We start from the raw sequence: 16,085 nt of genomic DNA, 5'->3' as shown, positions 1-16,085 counted from the left end.
CGAAAGCCGTACTCCGTGTGTCGGACGGACCACACCGCCTAGGATCAAAACATGTCGAGGTTGTCGAGGTTACTGTCATGAGCGCGCGTTCGGTCGAGGAACACGCGTCGCACATCTCCGGATTGCTCACCGGCCTGCACACCCTCTCTCCGACGGCAGTTCCGACGGCAGAAGCGTTGGGGCGCATAACTTGCTCGGATATCGCATCGCCGGTAGACCTGCCACTCTTCCGCAACTCGCAGATGGACGGGTATGCCGTCGATGCTGCTTCTGTGGCCTCGGTTCCGACCACACTGACGGTTCGAGGCGTGATCGCCGCTGGAAGCGGAAAACCACCGAAACACCTTCCAGGATCGGCATTTCGCATCATGACCGGTGCTCCGCTCCCCGAGGGTGCCGACGCCGTTGTTCCGGTCGAGGACACAACGGGTGTCACCGAGCACGTCGTCACGATCGAACGGGGCAGGTCGGTAGGCGAATTCGTACGCGAACGTGGCAGCGACATCACCGCCGGAATGCTACTGGTCACGGCCGGAACGCACTTGGAACCTCGCCATATCGCCGCGCTGAGTGCTGTGGGCCTGGCCTCGCTCGACACCTACACGAAGCCACGGGTCGCGATAATTACGACGGGCGCCGAACTGAAAAGTGCCGGAACAACTCTCGAACCCGGTGAGATCTACGATTCCAACGGTCCAGCTTTGGCAACATTGGCCGAAGCCAACGGCGCCGATGTCGTATCCGTCGCCCGAAGCAGCGACGACCCCGCCGAGTTCCGCGAATTACTCTCGTACGCAACCTCGGTCGCTGATCTGGTGTTCACCTCCGGCGGAGTGTCCATGGGCGACTTCGAGGTGGTGAAGGAAACTCTCACGCCTCTGGGAGCACACTTCGGCCACGTCGCAATGCAGCCGGGCGGTCCGCAAGGCACTGCAGTGGTGAACGAAGTGCCGGTACTGAGCTTCCCGGGCAACCCGGTGAGCACGATGGTCTCCTTCGAGGTCTTCGCACGGGGCGAACTGCGCCGGGCCGCGGGCCTGCCCGAGATCCCGCGCGAGCGACTCCCGTTGACTGCACCGCTGCGTTCGGTGGACGGCAAGCGGCAGTTCCTGCGGGCACGCAGAACTGCGGACGGAATCGAACTCGTTGCCGGACCCGGATCGCACCTTGTTGCAGCCATGGCGTGGGCCGACGTCCTGATCGACATCCCCGCCGCCGTGACCGAGCTCGGCGCGGGCGATCTCGTCGACGTCGTCCCGCTCTCGACTTCCTCGATCTGATTCACTCGATCTGATTCAAAGGACACTGATGACCGAATTGACACACGTCGACAGCGAGGGCCGAGCGCGCATGGTCGACGTCAGCGCCAAGGCCGAGACGACGCGTATCGCCGTCGCTGCCGGTGAACTCGTCACGACCGCCGAGGTAGTTCGCCTCGTCCGCGCCGACGGCATGCCCAAGGCTGATGTCCTCACCACCGCGCGCATCGCCGGAATCGCCGGTGCGAAGAAGACCTCCGAACTGATCCCGCTGTGTCACCAACTCGCGCTCTCGTCGGTCAAGGTGGAATTCGGGTTCACCGAAACATCGATCACCGTCGAGGCGACGGCGAAGACTCGCGGACAGACCGGCGTCGAGATGGAAGCACTCACCGCCGTCGCGGTAGCCGGCCTGACCTTGCACGACATGGTCAAAGCGGTGGACCCCGGAGCTACCATGAACGGTGTTCGTCTGCTCACCAAAGACGGTGGTAAACGCGGACATTGGACCCGCGACACTCAGAACGCACAGACAGCTCCGGCGCACACCTTCACCTCGGCACGGTCCGCGACCGTCCTCGTGGCTTCCACCGGCGGTGCGAACGGCACCAGACCCGACACCACCGGACCCACGATCGCGACCTGGCTACGTGAACGGGACTTCGAGGTACGTGGACCGCTTGTGTACGCCGACGCAGACATCGCGGCGGGCATCGCTGACGCCAAGGAGGGCTCCCCGTCACTCGTCATCAGTACCGGCGGCACCGGGGCTTCCCCCACGGATGCCACCCCGGAAGCTACCCGGGCAGTCTTGACCCGTGAGTTGCCCGGCGTCGCAGAAGCGATCCGGACCAAGGGCCTCGAGAAGACACCGCACGCGTCGCTGAGCCGTGGTGTGGCAGGTCTCACAGGTACGACGGTCATCGTCAATCTTCCGGGTTCTCCCGGTGGAGTGAAGGACGGTCTCGCCGTCCTCGGACCCATCATCGATCACCTGCTCGCGCAGGTCGCAGGCGGAGGAGCGCACGATGAGTGAGCTATTGGCTCGGATCTCCGAGCAACCGATTCACGCAGACACCGTCGACGCCGCCGTTGCCGGTCCGAAGAACGGCGCTGTTGTGGTGTTCACGGGAACGGTGCGCAATCACGATGGAGGTCAAGCGGTTTCGGCGTTGGAGTACCAAGCGCATCCGGATGCCGAACGCTTCCTCGAGACGTGCTGCCAAGAGGTTGCGGCCTCGACCGGCCTGCCGGTTGCTGCGATCCATCGCGTCGGTCACCTCGAGATCGGTGATCTCGCACTGGTCGCCGCCGTCGCCGCGCCGCATCGAGCGGAGGCGTTTGCCGCGTGCGCCGAACTGGTGGAGCGCATCAAGCACGAGGTACCGATCTGGAAGCGGCAACACTTCGCGAACGGCGTCTCCGAATGGGTCGGGTTGTAGGTCGAACGCTCCGGGAAGGTAGAGTTGCGATCACTAGGTGCCTGAAATCGGGCATCCAGCGTCGTAGAACGCAAATTTTCTTGCTGAGTGCTCAATGCACCCGCTCTTCTTACGGCGAAGAAGCCTGCCGACCGGCAGCGCCGCCACCACTGTGCTTGATTGTTCGACCGGTTAATTCCCGTGTCGGCATCCGGGCACGAACACGTGCCCGAAAGGCTCTGAACACACTTGTCTGACATCTCTACGCCCGCTACCACCTTCGCAGCCCTCGGTGTGCGCGCACCGCTGGTGAAAGCTCTCGAAGACGGCGGAATCACTTCTCCGTTCCCGATCCAGATCGACACCCTCCCCGACACTCTCTCGGGGCGCGACGTACTGGGCCGCGGAAAGACCGGAAGCGGCAAGACCCTCGCGTTCTCCATCCCCATGGTCTCCCGCCTCGCCGGCGAACTGTCCGGAGGAAAGCGTCGTCCGGGTCGACCGCTCGGCCTGGTGCTCGCACCCACGCGTGAGCTCGCCACCCAGATCACCGCAACCCTCGAACCGTTGGCCGCCGCATACGACTTGCGCGTGACCACGATCTTCGGTGGTGTCTCGCAGCACCGCCAGGTTCAGGCTCTCAAGGCCGGAGTCGACATCGTCGTCGCCTGCCCCGGTCGCCTCGAAGACCTCATGAAGCAGAAGTTCGTAAGTCTCGACGCCGTCGAGATCACCGTGCTCGACGAGGCCGACCACATGGCCGACCTCGGCTTCCTGCCCGTCGTCACCCGCATCCTCTCGTCCACCCCGCAGGACGGGCAGCGTCTACTGTTCTCGGCAACGCTGGACAACGGCGTCGACAAGCTCGTCAAGCGTTTCCTCAAGAACGAGGTCATGCATTCGGTCGACGAGGCCAACTCCCCCGTCGCCGCAATGACGCACCACGTGTTCGACGTCGACGGCGTCGAAGCCAAGAAGGCTCTGGTCGAGAAGCTCGCTTCCGGTACCGGTCGTCGCATCCTGTTCATGCGCACCAAGCACCAGGCTCGCAAGTTGGCTCGCCAGCTCACCGAGTCGGGCATCCCGTCCGTTGACCTTCACGGCAACCTCTCGCAGGCTGCTCGCGACCGTAACCTGGCGGCATTCTCCGCCGGTGAAGCGCGCGTCCTCGTCGCCACCGACGTCGCAGCGCGTGGCGTCCACGTCGACGACGTCGAGTTGGTCGTCCACGTCGATCCGCCGGCCGAGCACAAGGCTTACCTGCACCGCAGTGGTCGCACCGCTCGCGCAGGCAGCGCCGGCGACGTGGTCACCGTGGTTCTGCCCGAGCAGCGTAAGGATCTTGCGATCCTCATGCGCAAGGCAGCCATCAAGGTGACCCCGGTCCGTTCGACTGCCAACTCCGAGCACGTCGTCAAGTTGGTCGGCGACATCGCACCGCACGTCACGCCGGCTCCGAAGGCTCCTGCCCAGCCCAACGGTGGACGCGGACAGCGTCCCGCCGGCCAGGGTGGACGCGGCGGCGCAGCACGTTCGGGTCAGGCTCGCTCCGGACAGGGCGGTCAGTCACGCGGTGCTCGCACCGGCGGAGCTGCCCGTCAGGAACATGCCGGTGGTGGCGCTCGCCGTCCCCGCACCGGCGGCGGCGCTCGCACCGCAGGCTCCACCGGTGGCCGTCCCGCACGCTAGGCCCCCGGTACAACTCAATAGGTTTCGTAGTGGACAGCGTCGGCCAATGGCCGGCGCTGTCGCCATCCGAAGCGTTCGAGATCCGGAACCTGTTGAAACTCGGTCACCTTCCCGACGCACAGCCACGCAATGGGGCGAACGGGTGACGGAATGCCCATGAGTTCGGTGAGGTACTTCTCGTCGTAGAACGAAACCCAGCCGATGCCGATCTCCTCGGCTACCGCGGCGAGCCACAAATTCTGAATTGCCAGTACCGCCGAGAACAGTCCGGTGTCGTCGACGGTATGACGGCCGAGGATGTTCGGACCACCGCGCGACGGGTCGTAAGTGACGACGATGCCGGTACCGCTCTCGGCGATTCCCTCGATCTTGATGGGGTCGAACGTCGAGCGGCGATCCTCGGGCAAAGTCTGCGCGAATTTCACCCGGGCATCGGCGACGTGTGCCGCGAAGGTGTCGAGCGTCTCCGGATTACGAACGACGACAAAATCCCACGGTTGCGTGTTTCCCACGCTCGGCGCGCGATGGGCGGCGTCGAGAATGCGCATCAGAGTTTCGTCGGGGACGATCTCTCCCGAGAACTCGGCGCGAACGTCTCGGCGTCGCCGAATCGCTTCGTACACGGATACAGCTGATTCACTCACGCCCCGACGGTATAGCGGTGCAATCCCAGCATGGCGTCGGGGTGCGGTTCGACCGTTTCTTCGCGCATGCAGGCGCGGAGCGCGCTGCCGACCGCCCCCGAATCCATCCCGGTGCCGATCACGACCAGTTGCGTGGTTCGAGGTTCGCCCGACTTCCATCGCAGCGGCGTGATCCGGACATGATCACCCACCGATTGGATCTCGAATTTTCCTGTGTAGCCCGGAATCTCGAAGTTCACGAAGCCCTTGATGCGGTAAACACCCGACGGCTGATTCTCGAGAAAGTGCGTCAAGGCCCTGGCATCGAGAGGCGTCTCCGATGCGAAATCAACCGATTCGTAGCGGTGGTGCAGGTGATCGTGATGACACGAGCCGTCCTCGTGATCGTCGTCGTGCCCGTCGCGCAGGAGCTCGTCGAGGCTCAGTTGATCGCCCGGAGCCGGAGGGGTCACCTCGCCGGTATCGAACAACAGAGCGGGGTCTATCCGCGAGTGCGAGGTTTCCACCATCGGCGCTCGCGGATTCAACTTACGAATTTCGGCCGTGAATCGCTCGCGTTCGGCGACCGGAACGCTGTCGATCTTGTTGACTACCACCAGGTCTGCCAGCCGGACATGTTGATCGAGCTCGGGATGTTCGCGGCGAACGGTGGAGAAATTGGCTCCGTCGACCAGGACCACCAGGCCGCCGTAGACGACAGACGGGTTCTCACTTCCGAGGACGAGTCGAATCATGTTCCGCGGCTCGGCAAGCCCGCTGGCCTCGATGACGATCACGTCGATCCCGGACTGCCGGTGCGCCAACTTGTTCAGCATCTCGTCCATGTCCGAGACGTCGACAGCGCAGCACAAACAGCCGTTGCTGAGAGAGACCATCGAATCGACCTGACCGGCGACCATCATCGAGTCGATGTTGACGGATCCGAAGTCGTTGACGATCACGCCGATGCGTACACCGTCGTTGTTACGCAGAAGATGGTTGAGCAGCGTCGTCTTGCCCGAACCGAGAAAGCCTGCGACGACTATTACGGGAATCTGCTTCTTCGCCACCACACAACCTTCCGAAACCACACGTACCGATCAGTGATCGTAGTGGAGTGTGGCTCCGGAAGGTTCACGCTGACAGCAGACTCACACCGTGCAGAGCGGACGGATGTCCGACGTGCCCTCGGTGGTCGGTGACGTCAGGATCGTGCATGCGTTGTATCCACGGGATTCGGCGACCCGGCGGATCTCACTCCAGCCTGCCGCGTCGATGACCGCCGACCGTGAGAGCACGAACCCGGAAAGCCTGAGCGGATCGCCCACCAGTGCCCACGAATAGTCGTCGGCAATGTAGGTGACGATGTAGTTGGGTGGGCCGTCCAAGCTTTCCTGTGAGGGCACCCCGGGGAAGCTCACATGCAACTGGGCACCCGTTGCTGGATCGGTAACTCGGGCATTCCCGACGATCTCGTTGGCTTGACCGGTCCACGTCGTACACGTGTTCTTCACGCTCACGTTCGTGGAATCGACAATCCCGTAACTCGCCCGGGTGTCCTTCGCGCACGCGAGGTTGAAGGGCTGAGGAATCGCCGCCACCTGGTTCCATTCCCCTACGTAGCGCGCGACGTCCAGGTTCGCCACCGGCTGCAAGGGTTCCCAGAGTGGGCTCGCCTGCGCGGTTCCCGAAAACATCGTCGCTGCGGCGCACACTCCCGCAATCGCAATCGCACTTCGCCCCGACCACTTCATGTCACTGCTCCTCGTCTGTACAACGCTCGATCGGCATTGGTTCCTCAAGACATTCGGAGCTGACGGACTGGAGGATGGGGCGGTATGTAAAACTACTTTTGGTTTGTTATGGACCTACTTCACAAACCTTATGTAGTCTTTGCTAAAAGATAGCTGAAAGTCGGACGGAGCTACTGTGATGAAGGTTGTCGACTTAGGTCTAGAACGCACTCGCTATGCAGTCATCGACGAGACGATCGAGTCGAGGTGGCGCCGAGTCACCTCTATGCAGCACGACGCCGTTGCCGTCGTGACTCCGCGCGACCGGATCACTTTCGCCGAACTCGAACTCCGGACCGACGCATTGGTCCGCGAACTTCGCCTACGTGGGTCACACGGGGCACGCCCGGTTGCGGTCGATCTCGAACCAACGGCCGAGTCGGTGCCCGCCATCCTCGCCACTCTGATTTCCGGTCGGCCCTTGGTCATGATCGACCCACAACTCCCCGAGGCCCGCCGAGCGCACATCATGAGCACCTCGGGTGCAGTCCCGCTGCAGTCGATACTCGACGAGTCTGCTGCGACGGGCTTCAGATTCGACAGCGCGTTGGAACCATCGAGTTCCGACCCTGCAATGATCGCGTTCACGTCAGGCACCAGCGGGGCACCCAAGGGAGTCGTGTTGAGCCACTCCATGTGCCTGAACAAGGCCGACGAACTCGCCGCAGCAATCGACCTGCGACCCGACGATCACATCGGGAACCTGTTGCCCGTCAGTTTCGGAGCCGGAATCACGGCCCTGATCATGGGGCTTATGAACGGAGTCACGGTCTACTGCTGGGATCCACGTATCGACGGCGTCTCGGGAATCGACGACTGGCTGATCGAGAATTCGATCACGACCACGCACTGTGCGCCGTCTTTTCTGCGGGCGTGGTCAGATCTCGATTGCGGTGCAGCAAATGATGATTCGATCGGTTCCCTACGCGTCGTCGTAACGTACGGAGAAGCAGTTCACGGCGAGGACTACGCGCGCCATCGCAGTCACGGCTTCGCTCGCGTCACGTACGTCAACTGGCTGGCCACCACCGAGACCGGTGTCGTCGCGTACAACGCGTTCCCACCACATTCCGAACTACCCGTCGGAGTGGTACCGGCCGGACGTGCTCGCGACGGCAAGGACGTACAGATCGTCGATGTGAACGGCGTGCCTCTCCCCGACGGAGAGATCGGAGAGATTCAGGTTGTCTCCAGTGATCTTGCCGACGGATACCACGGCGACCCGGATCGAACTGCAACACGATTCACGCGACTGGGCGACGGAGTGAGCATCTACCGGACCGGTGACCGGGGCCGCATCGACGAACGCGGAGAACTGCAACTGCGGGGACGCGTCGACGACGCCGTCAAGATTCGGGGCTACCTGGTGGAGCCGATGGAAGTCGAGGCGCATATTCGTCGAATTCCAGGCGTCGCCGATGTTTTCGTGGCCGTCGTCCTCGAGAACGATCGACCGGAGATCGTCGCCTACGTGGTCCTGACCAAAGCCGTGATGGCACGGTCGGGCGCCGAGATGCGGCGCGAATTGGCGACATATCTGCCGGCCTGGATGCTCCCCCGACATTTTGTTCTGATGCCGGCGTTGCCCCGCAACGAAAGAGGAAAGGTCGATCGAACAGCGCTGCCCTCCGTCGAGGTGCGGTCCACTCCACCGACTCTCGCCGGGCCCGCCGAATTGTGGTTGTCCTCGATCTGGGAGTCGATTCTCGGTATCGACTCCATCGACCGTGAGGACGACTTCTTCGAACTCGGCGGCGATTCGCTTGCTTCAACCGAAGTGGTGGCAAAGATTCACGACATGTTCCGGATCCGGATCACGGCGGCGGAGTTCGCGGCCGCCAGTACCGTCAAAGACCTTGCAGCGCTGGTGGATCGGCGCAGAATCGATCCCGATGATCGCGTCTGTCACAACACGATGGTGCCACTGAAGCTCGAAGGCTCCGGGCGACCGCTGTTCATCATGAACGGAGCGGGGTGCCCATCGACGACGCTGTCCACCTTGTCGAAAGCGCTTCACACCGATCGGCCGGTTTACGCACTTCAGCCACACGGCTTCGAATCTCGCGGACTACCCGACCGGTCGGTGAAAGCAAGCGCCCGCCGTTTCATTTTCGAAATCAAGAAGATTCAGCCCACCGGGCCATACCTCCTCGCCGGATACTCGTACGGCGGCTACGTGGCGCTGGAAATGGCGACACAGCTGTCCGAGTCAGGTGACACTGTCGAACACGTCACCGTTCTCGACACCAGAATCTCCACCGAGGCTGCCGCACGACTGGCTGGTCGAGCGGGCATCACTTTGGATCCGTCGATCGTCGACCTTGCACCACAACCATCCTCCAATGCCCGCTGGAAGCCGACCAGACGCACCGTCGCGGCCATGTGGATCCGCACGCTGTTCGCCGGCATTCTGCAGTACCCGCCGGCCACCCAGTGGACCGTGTTCCTCTACATCGGAGGCCAGGCGCTCCGGAAGCATCGGATACGAGCATGCGCCGCGCCCGTCACCGTGATCCGTGGAGCCACCAACAACCGTGGACGCGAGATCTGGTCACTCATTGCCACAGGCTCACTGGATTTCGACGACGTCGACGCGTGCCACGAAGACGTCGTCCGCCAACCGTACGTCCGCAAGACTGCGGCGATCATCGATCGAGTCTGTGATCGAGCGTGACCAGCGCTGCTCATGTCCAGCTGTAGAAGAAAGAGCGGCGGGGAGTGAGTGCCCAGTCGGTCGTCGACGAACACACTCGTTCCTTGACGAACGCACCCGCCCTGCCTGCGATGAACATGCCCGCTGCGTCGTCGACACGAGTGGTCCGCTGGAACACACCTCGCCGCCTCCCGAGACTGATGCACCGGCCTGCGAACTTCGGAGCCACCGGGCGCGGCGCGGAACCTTCGAGTCGATGCAGGATCGTCTCGGCCGCATGGATTCCCAAGGGAATCGCAGCCTGACAACTCATCCTCAGTGAAAGATCACCGACTGCGACAGCATCACCCGCACCGACGATGTTGGGGTGGGACGAGCATTCGAGTCGGTCGTCGACCTTCAGACGACCGAGACCGTCGACGGGAAGGCCACTTCGGCGCGCCAGCTCGGGGACCCCGAATTCTGTCGCGAGAATCGTGCAATCTGCCTCCACCCGTGCGCCTCCCGCAAGCTCGCAGGACGAACCGTCAATCCGTGTAACCCGGGATTCGGTGACGATGTCGACCCCAAGATCGGTCAATGTTCTGAGAATTGCAGATCGCGCACGCTCTGACAGATCCGGGGCCACGATTCCTCCGGTCACCAAAGTGATTCGGCTGCTTCGCTGCTCAGCCAATTCTGCGGCAGTCTCGATTCCGGTGAGACCGCCGCCGACAACACAGACCGTAGCCTTCCCGTCGAGTGTCGCCAGTCTGGATTCGAGGCGAACCGCGTCCTCGAATTCGGAGACGCTGAACCCGTGCTCCGCCGCCCCGCCGATAGTGCTGGGTAACTGCCCACTTCCGACTGCGTAGACCAGATAGTCGTAGTCGAGCACACTGCCGTCGTCGAGGGTAAGCCTGCTGACCGCGGCGTCGATGTCCGTCACCGTCCCGAATACTCGGTGTGCCGCACGCGGTAGCGCCCTGTCGAACGAGACCGTCGCGTCGTAGCCAGCCGCGATCATCTGATGGAGCCTGATTCTTTGCACGAAGTGTGGGCGCGGATTCACGACGGTCACCGTGATGTCCGACCGAGTTCTCAGCAGTCGCTTCGCTGCCATGACGCCCGCATATCCTGCCCCGATTATCACCACGTGTGCACTCATGGTTCTCCGTTCCGCCAACGGTCCCCATGCTGAGAATGCACGGGATGATCAGGCCTCATCGCGGACGTTATTGAACATTGACGCCCTGGCGTTATGGCGGTCGACACATCTAGGCAGAACTGTGCTGCATGCAATAGAGACTCGAAAAACACAGGGTCGACAACACAACACTGGCTCGAATACAACAAATGCTCTGCACCGATTGGTGCAGAGCATTCGTTCGGGTGGAGCTAAGGGGACTCGAACCCCTGACCCCCACACTGCCAGTGTGGTGCGCTACCAGCTGCGCCATAGCCCCGTATTCAGTTCGCTCTAACAGTCGAACTCGCAGCGGCTGTTCTGCTTTCCGCTTGCTGGAAGAAAGTTACACCACTTGACTCGTGGGCAACAAATCGCCTGGTCAGAGCGAAGCGGCCGCTCCTTGTCGAAGCGGCCGCTCCAGCTCAAGAGGAGAGCTTGGAAACCCAGTCGCTGCTGCCTGTGTCAACGATCTTGCCGTTCGCCACAACCGTGGGCGTCCCGTTCGACCCGACATCCTTGAGCGCCTGGCTGGCGGCTGCGGCATTGGCCGCGGCGGCTTCGACGTTGGTACCGGAAGAGATGCAGGTTGCCACGTCCTCGGATGCGCCCGCATCACGAGCGATCTGGGCGAGGTCGTCGTTGGTGTGGTCGCTGCTGCCGCCCTCGGCCGGCTGCGTGTCGGTCGCGAAAAGCTTGTTGTGGAATGCGGAGTACGCGATCGCGTCGCCGCCCTGAGCAACGCACAGGAGCGCAGCGCCGGCCCGTGTGGAGTAGTCACCGCTGCCCGACGCCCGGTTGAGGAAGTTCAGCATGTGGTACCGCACGGCGACGTCACCGTTGTCGACAGCGGCCGCGAGAGCCTGGCCACTGAGGTGTTCGAGCGCAGCACAAGCCGGGCACAGCGGATCCTCGAAGAGATCAATGGTTGTCGCGGCGGAGGGCTTGCCGAGCAGCACCACTCCGTTGTCCTGCACCGTGACGGCAACTTCGGAACTCTGCACGGAGCCGTAACCGTCGTTCTGGGGCTTGTTCTTGCTGTTCGTCCACAAGACACCGCCGATGACGAGGGCCGCGATCACGAGCACCGCGAGGCCACCGATGATGTAGGTGGAGCGGCTCGAGACCGGTTCCGGCGAGTATTTGTTCTTGCTGCTCTTGGTGCTCACGCTGATGCAGTCCTTCGTGCGTCGAAACGATTTACCGATTGCTTACCTTGCCACTGAAGACTGAGTATCCACTGAGAACGCCGCGCGTGATCCGGGCCCCAACGCGAGTGGCGAACGCGGGAACACGAGCAGCCAGACGGCAAGTGCCAAGAAGCCCAGGTCGCGGAGAATCTCCTTCGAATAGTCCCAAGCGCCGACGTCGGCTGCACCTCCGCCGCCGAAACATCCGCAGTCGATGGACAATCCCCTGGCCCACACCGAAATGATCACCGCAATGAGAACCGTGAGGATGACCACCGAGACTGCAGCGGATGCTCGCACCGCCAACCCGACGAGGATCAGCAGGCCCAGGACTATTTCGACCAGGGGAAGAGCCGTCGCCACCGGACCCACCAGTGACTCGGGCAATAGTTGATAGGCGCGCACCGCGATCTTCGTCTGAACGGGATCAAAGAACTTGAGTCCCCCGGAAATCAGCCAGACGGCCGCCAAACCCAATCGGGCCACAAGACTCACGATGCGAATTGCCACCCGATCGAGAGTACAGAATGCCCGGTCAGTCCAGGTTTGTCCGCGCAGGAGTATCCGTTAGCACCGTCACATCAGTCAGATCTTCTACAACGGATTCGACAGGCTTCGTTCGCGACGGGACGAACAACCACCCTGTAGCCGACACGACGACAACCGCTCCCATCACCGCGAAGGCCGCAGAGTACGACACATACTCGGCGATCAGCCCGGCACAAATCGGCGCCACTACCCCACCGATGTCGGACATCATCTGGAATACCGCCAGAACGGGTCCACCTCGGGCCGTCGATCCGACAACATCGGCAACCGCGGCCTGCTGGGCCGGACTCATGAGGCCGGAGCCGACACCAGTCACTGCGGCAATGGCGAAGAACACCACGAGGTTGTCGGTGAATCCCATTGCGATGGTTCCCAGACCGCAGATGAGTAGGCCGCTCACGACAAAGGGCTTGCGTCCGAAGCGGTCCGAGAGTCGTCCGGAGACGATCAACACCAACGCATTGCCGACGGCGAAGATCGTCAGGGCGTAGGCCGCAATCGAGGGGTCTCGGCCGAGGAACTCGACGACGAACAGGGGAACCATGGCAACGCGAACTCCGAAGATCACGCCACCGAAGGCGAGGTTCGATCCGAGCGCTGCCCGGTACACCGGAGACTGGAGGCCTTCTGTGAGAGTCATCGACTTCACATCGACAGCCTTGTCCGGTGACGCCAAATGAGATCCACGCAGGCTCACGAAGACAACGAGCGCGGCGATCACCAACGCAATTGCGTAGATGATGAACGGCATCCGCAGACCGAACTGCAACAGCGCACCGCCGACCAGCGGGCCGCCGATCGATCCCATGAGAAAGCTTGTCGCGTACAGACCCGACACGCGGCCGCGACTGTCCGACGGTGACATGCGAATGATCAGCCCGAGGGCCGACACCGTGAACATGGTCGACCCGATGCCGCCCAACGACCGGAACAGCAGAAGTTGCCAGTACTCCCCCGCGAAAGCGCACGCACCGGTCGAGACCGCGACGATGAGAAGGCCGACGATGTAGACCGGCCGCTCACCGAGTTTCTGTACCAAAGTGCCGCTCATCGGCGCGAACACCAACCGCATGAAAGCGAAAGACGAGATCACGATCGTGGCGGCGGTGACCGATACGTCGAAGCTGCGCGCGAACTGAGGTAGTGCCGGGGCGACCAACCCGAATCCGAGGGCGATGACGAAGCTGGCGGCGACCAGTACCCAAATTTCCTGTGGCAGCTTGGCTGCACGAGTTTTCATGTCGCCCGGAATTCTAGCCGGGCGACATGAGCGGTCCGCGGGCTAGTTCGCCTTCAAGACGCCGGACACCAAGTCCTTGGCCGCTGCCTGAACCTGAGCCAGATGATCGGCGCCCTTCATCGACTCGGCATAGATCTTGTACACGTCCTCCGTGCCGGACGGCCTCGCTGCAAACCACGCGTTCTCCGTCGTCACCTTGAGACCACCGATCGCCGCGCCGTTTCCGGGCGCCGCGGTCAGTGTCGCCGTGATCGGTTCACCCGCCAGCTCGGTTGCACTCACCTGGTCGGGAGACAGTTTTGCCAAGACTGCCTTCTGTGCGCGTGTCGCGGGCGCATCGATACGTGCGTACGCCGGGCTCCCGAACTTCTCGGCCAACGCGGCGTAGTGCGCTGACGGAGACTTTCCCGTCACCGCGGTGATTTCCGACGCGAGCAACGCAAGGATGATGCCGTCCTTGTCCGTCGTCCAGACGGAACCGTCGTGTCGGAGGAAGGACGCGCCGGCGCTTTCCTCGCCGCCGAATCCCACAGACCCGTCGAGCAATCCGGGAACGAACCACTTGAACCCGACCGGAACCTCGAGCAAATCGCGGCCCAGGCTGCTCACGACACGGTCGATCATCGAGGAACTCACGAGGGTCTTGCCGACCTTGGTATCTGCGCCCCAACCTGGCCGGTTCGCGAACAGGTACTCGATGGCAACGGCCAGATAGTGATTCGGGTTCATCAAACCGCCGTCGGGAGTGACGATGCCGTGACGGTCGGAGTCCGCATCGTTTCCGGTCGCGATGTCGTAGCGATCCCGAATCCCGATCAGCGACGCCATCGCGTCGGGCGACGAGCAGTCCATGCGGATCTTGCCGTCCGTATCGAGCGTCATGAACCGCCAGGTCGGATCGACGAGAGGATTCACAACTTCGAGGTCGAGTCGGTGAGTTTCGGCAATCGCGCCCCAGTAGTCGACGCTTGCCCCGCCGAGGGGGTCTGCACCGATCGTGATTCCGGCATCGCGGATCGCGTCGAGGTTGAGGACACTGGGGAGGTCTTCGACGTAGTAGCGGAGGAAGTCGTAGCGTTCGACGCGGTCCAGCGCTTGTGCTGCCGTCACACGCCGTACCCCGGAAAGCCCCTTGCGCAGTAGCTCGTTCGCTCGATCGGCGATAACCGACGTCGCATCCGTGTCCGCGGGCCCGCCGTGCGGCGGGTTGTATTTGAAGCCACCGTCACGAGGCGGATTGTGTGACGGTGTCACGACGATGCCGTCGGCTTTGGCCTCCGGACCCGTCGAGTTGTATCGCAAGATCGCGTGACTGACAGCCGGGGTGGGAGTGTAGGCGTCGCGTGAATCGACGAGGACGACGACGTCGTTGGCGGCGAGGACCTCCAAGGCCGACAGCCAGGCAGGCTCCGAGAGCGCATGTGTGTCCCGGCCGATGAACAGCGGGCCGTCGATTCCCTGCGAAGCGCGGTACTCGACGATCGCCTGGGTTGTCGCCAGGATATGAGCTTCGTTGAACGCCGAGTCGAGACTGGAACCGCGATGTCCTGAAGTGCCGAAAAGTACCTGCTGCATCGGGTTCTCGGGATCCGGAGTGCGCGTGTAATAGGCGGTGACCAGATGAGGAACATTGATCAGATCCTCTGGCAGAGCCACTTGTCCTGCTCGTTCGTGCGCCACGAATCCCCCTCGGCCCGGTGGTCGACCACTGTGTCGACGCGACTGTGGACAATTGTCTACCCTGGCCGCGTGGCGTGCACGCTCGGCGCCGGATCCGTCAATCCGTGATCTGGATTCCCAACCACGCAGCGGACAGTCCCACGATCAGACTGAGGACGATGTAGATCAGAGAAAGCGCCGTCTGGCGCCTCTCGATCATCCCGACGTTCTCGGTCGCAAAGGTCGAATATGTGGACAAGCCGCCGCAGAAGCCGGTCGCCAGAAGTGCGGCCATCTCGGTGGAAAGAGCTGCCCCGGTGAACAATCCAAGGAGGAAGCAGCCGATCACGTTCGCGGCGAACGTCGCAGCCGGAAATCCCTTGTACGCGGGCACATACCGCGCCAACAGGTACCGGCCACTCGCACCAGCGCCGCCGCCGAGTGCCACCAGGAGAACTGTCATGCCGACGCTCCGTCCCGCGTGCGGATCCAGCGTTCACCGAGCCCTTTGCCCAGTGCTGCAGCGAGGATCGCGGGAATCAGCGTCCCGAGAACATAGAGAATCGATCGCCACGGACTCTCCGTCACGGCGTGAACCGCGAAGGACGAGAAGGTGGTGAAGCCGCCGCAGAAGCCCGTGCCGAGAAAGAGGTACCCAACCTTGTTGTGCACGAGCAGGGCCGCGAGAACACCGAGAACGAACGAGCCGACGACGTTGATGACCAGCGTCGTCCAGATGTGGGAAAAGAGCTCCCCCAGACCGTAGCGGCTGAGCGCGCCCAACCCTCCGCCGACGGCAACCGCGCACACCGCAGCCGGCAGTTTCAGATCACCCATGCTCTGG

General features: G+C 62.7%; 15 protein-coding genes and 1 tRNA gene. 5 read left to right on the top strand and 11 right to left on the bottom strand.

The features are described from left to right. Nucleotides 1-77 precede the first annotated feature (77 nt). From glp to EHW12_RS11310, 4 genes are all read left to right on the top strand, one after another. Nucleotides 78-1,280, top strand: a complete 1,203-nt coding sequence (glp, locus tag EHW12_RS11325; RefSeq protein WP_003944714.1) for a gephyrin-like molybdotransferase Glp — start codon at nt 78-80, stop codon at nt 1,278-1,280. Between the two features lie 28 nt (nt 1,281-1,308). Further along, nucleotides 1,309-2,295, top strand: a complete 987-nt coding sequence (moaCB, locus tag EHW12_RS11320; RefSeq protein ID WP_054187785.1) for a bifunctional molybdenum cofactor biosynthesis protein MoaC/MoaB — start codon at nt 1,309-1,311, stop codon at nt 2,293-2,295. Further along, complete coding sequence (locus tag EHW12_RS11315) at nt 2,288-2,701, top strand: molybdenum cofactor biosynthesis protein MoaE (protein ID WP_003944730.1); 414 nt, start codon at nt 2,288-2,290, stop codon at nt 2,699-2,701. The genes moaCB and EHW12_RS11315 overlap by 8 nt, the downstream gene beginning before the upstream one ends. A gap of 228 nt (nt 2,702-2,929) precedes the next feature. Beyond that, nucleotides 2,930-4,369, top strand: a complete 1,440-nt coding sequence (locus EHW12_RS11310; protein WP_042450056.1) for a DEAD/DEAH box helicase — start codon at nt 2,930-2,932, stop codon at nt 4,367-4,369. A gap of 14 nt (nt 4,370-4,383) precedes the next feature. On the opposite strand, the gene bluB is transcribed toward EHW12_RS11310, so the two are convergent. The 3 genes from bluB to EHW12_RS11295 all read right to left on the bottom strand — a co-directional run bounded on the left by bluB (nt 4,384) and on the right by EHW12_RS11295 (nt 6,746). Continuing rightward, nucleotides 4,384-5,013: a 5,6-dimethylbenzimidazole synthase gene (bluB, locus tag EHW12_RS11305; protein WP_125050650.1), complete on the bottom strand. Its 630-nt coding sequence runs from the start codon at nt 5,011-5,013 to the stop codon at nt 4,384-4,386. Beyond that, nucleotides 5,010-6,062 carry a GTP-binding protein gene (locus EHW12_RS11300; RefSeq protein ID WP_058038591.1) on the bottom strand — a complete coding sequence of 351 codons (1,053 nt, stop codon included), beginning with the start codon at nt 6,060-6,062 and terminating at the stop codon, nt 5,010-5,012. The genes bluB and EHW12_RS11300 overlap by 4 nt, the downstream gene beginning before the upstream one ends. A gap of 81 nt (nt 6,063-6,143) precedes the next feature. Beyond that, nucleotides 6,144-6,746: a lipocalin family protein gene (locus EHW12_RS11295; RefSeq protein WP_058038590.1), complete on the bottom strand. Its 603-nt coding sequence runs from the start codon at nt 6,744-6,746 to the stop codon at nt 6,144-6,146. A gap of 178 nt (nt 6,747-6,924) precedes the next feature. Between EHW12_RS11295 and EHW12_RS11290 the strand changes: the two genes are divergently transcribed. Then, entirely contained in the window at nt 6,925-9,459 is a 2,535-nt protein-coding gene (locus EHW12_RS11290; protein WP_073512992.1) for an alpha/beta fold hydrolase, read from the top strand. Nucleotides 9,460-9,469: 10 nt separating this feature from the next. Here the strand turns inward: EHW12_RS11290 and EHW12_RS11285 are convergent, their stop codons facing one another. The 8 genes from EHW12_RS11285 to EHW12_RS11250 all read right to left on the bottom strand — a co-directional run bounded on the left by EHW12_RS11285 (nt 9,470) and on the right by EHW12_RS11250 (nt 16,078). Next, on the bottom strand, nt 9,470-10,585 hold the full coding sequence (locus tag EHW12_RS11285) for an FAD-dependent oxidoreductase (RefSeq protein WP_125050648.1): 1,116 nt from the start codon (nt 10,583-10,585) through the stop codon (nt 9,470-9,472). A 225-nt stretch (nt 10,586-10,810) separates the two neighbouring features. Then, nucleotides 10,811-10,883: transfer RNA gene (locus tag EHW12_RS11280), tRNA-Ala, on the bottom strand. Between the two features lie 145 nt (nt 10,884-11,028). After that, entirely contained in the window at nt 11,029-11,772 is a 744-nt protein-coding gene (locus EHW12_RS11275) for a DsbA family protein (protein WP_007731305.1), read from the bottom strand. A gap of 42 nt (nt 11,773-11,814) precedes the next feature. After that, nucleotides 11,815-12,303: a MauE/DoxX family redox-associated membrane protein gene (locus EHW12_RS11270; RefSeq protein ID WP_003942318.1), complete on the bottom strand. Its 489-nt coding sequence runs from the start codon at nt 12,301-12,303 to the stop codon at nt 11,815-11,817. 25 nt (nt 12,304-12,328) lie between these two features. Then, a complete protein-coding gene (locus EHW12_RS11265; protein WP_125050646.1) occupies nt 12,329-13,582 on the bottom strand; it encodes an MFS transporter in 1,254 nt (417 codons plus the stop codon). A gap of 42 nt (nt 13,583-13,624) precedes the next feature. Continuing rightward, nucleotides 13,625-15,262 carry a phosphoglucomutase (alpha-D-glucose-1,6-bisphosphate-dependent) gene (gene pgm / locus EHW12_RS11260; protein ID WP_125050644.1) on the bottom strand — a complete coding sequence of 546 codons (1,638 nt, stop codon included), beginning with the start codon at nt 15,260-15,262 and terminating at the stop codon, nt 13,625-13,627. 97 nt (nt 15,263-15,359) lie between these two features. Further along, a complete protein-coding gene (gene crcB / locus EHW12_RS11255; RefSeq protein WP_003942344.1) occupies nt 15,360-15,704 on the bottom strand; it encodes a fluoride efflux transporter CrcB in 345 nt (114 codons plus the stop codon). Further along, nucleotides 15,701-16,078, bottom strand: a complete 378-nt coding sequence (locus EHW12_RS11250) for a CrcB family protein (protein WP_125050642.1) — start codon at nt 16,076-16,078, stop codon at nt 15,701-15,703. The genes crcB and EHW12_RS11250 overlap by 4 nt, the downstream gene beginning before the upstream one ends. Between the last annotated feature and the right edge of the window lie 7 nt (nt 16,079-16,085).

This window comes from Rhodococcus sp. NJ-530, from assembly GCF_003860625.1.
Classification (GTDB): Bacteria; Actinomycetota; Actinomycetes; order Mycobacteriales; family Mycobacteriaceae; genus Rhodococcus_F; species Rhodococcus_F qingshengii.
This window is presented reverse-complemented; position numbering and strand designations above follow the sequence as displayed.

Coding starts and splice junctions, on each gene's coding strand:
- glp (WP_003944714.1), top strand. CDS start 78: ATGAGCGCGCGTTCGGTCGAGGAACACGCGTCGCACATCTCCGGATTG.
- moaCB (WP_054187785.1), top strand. CDS start 1,309: ATGACCGAATTGACACACGTCGACAGCGAGGGCCGAGCGCGCATGGTC.
- EHW12_RS11315 (WP_003944730.1), top strand. CDS start 2,288: ATGAGTGAGCTATTGGCTCGGATCTCCGAGCAACCGATTCACGCAGAC.
- EHW12_RS11295 (WP_058038590.1), bottom strand. CDS start 6,746: ATGAAGTGGTCGGGGCGAAGTGCGATTGCGATTGCGGGAGTGTGCGCC.
- EHW12_RS11290 (WP_073512992.1), top strand. CDS start 6,925: ATGAAGGTTGTCGACTTAGGTCTAGAACGCACTCGCTATGCAGTCATC.
- EHW12_RS11285 (WP_125050648.1), bottom strand. CDS start 10,585: ATGAGTGCACACGTGGTGATAATCGGGGCAGGATATGCGGGCGTCATG.
- EHW12_RS11265 (WP_125050646.1), bottom strand. CDS start 13,582: ATGAAAACTCGTGCAGCCAAGCTGCCACAGGAAATTTGGGTACTGGTC.
- crcB (WP_003942344.1), bottom strand. CDS start 15,704: ATGACAGTTCTCCTGGTGGCACTCGGCGGCGGCGCTGGTGCGAGTGGC.
- EHW12_RS11250 (WP_125050642.1), bottom strand. CDS start 16,078: ATGGGTGATCTGAAACTGCCGGCTGCGGTGTGCGCGGTTGCCGTCGGC.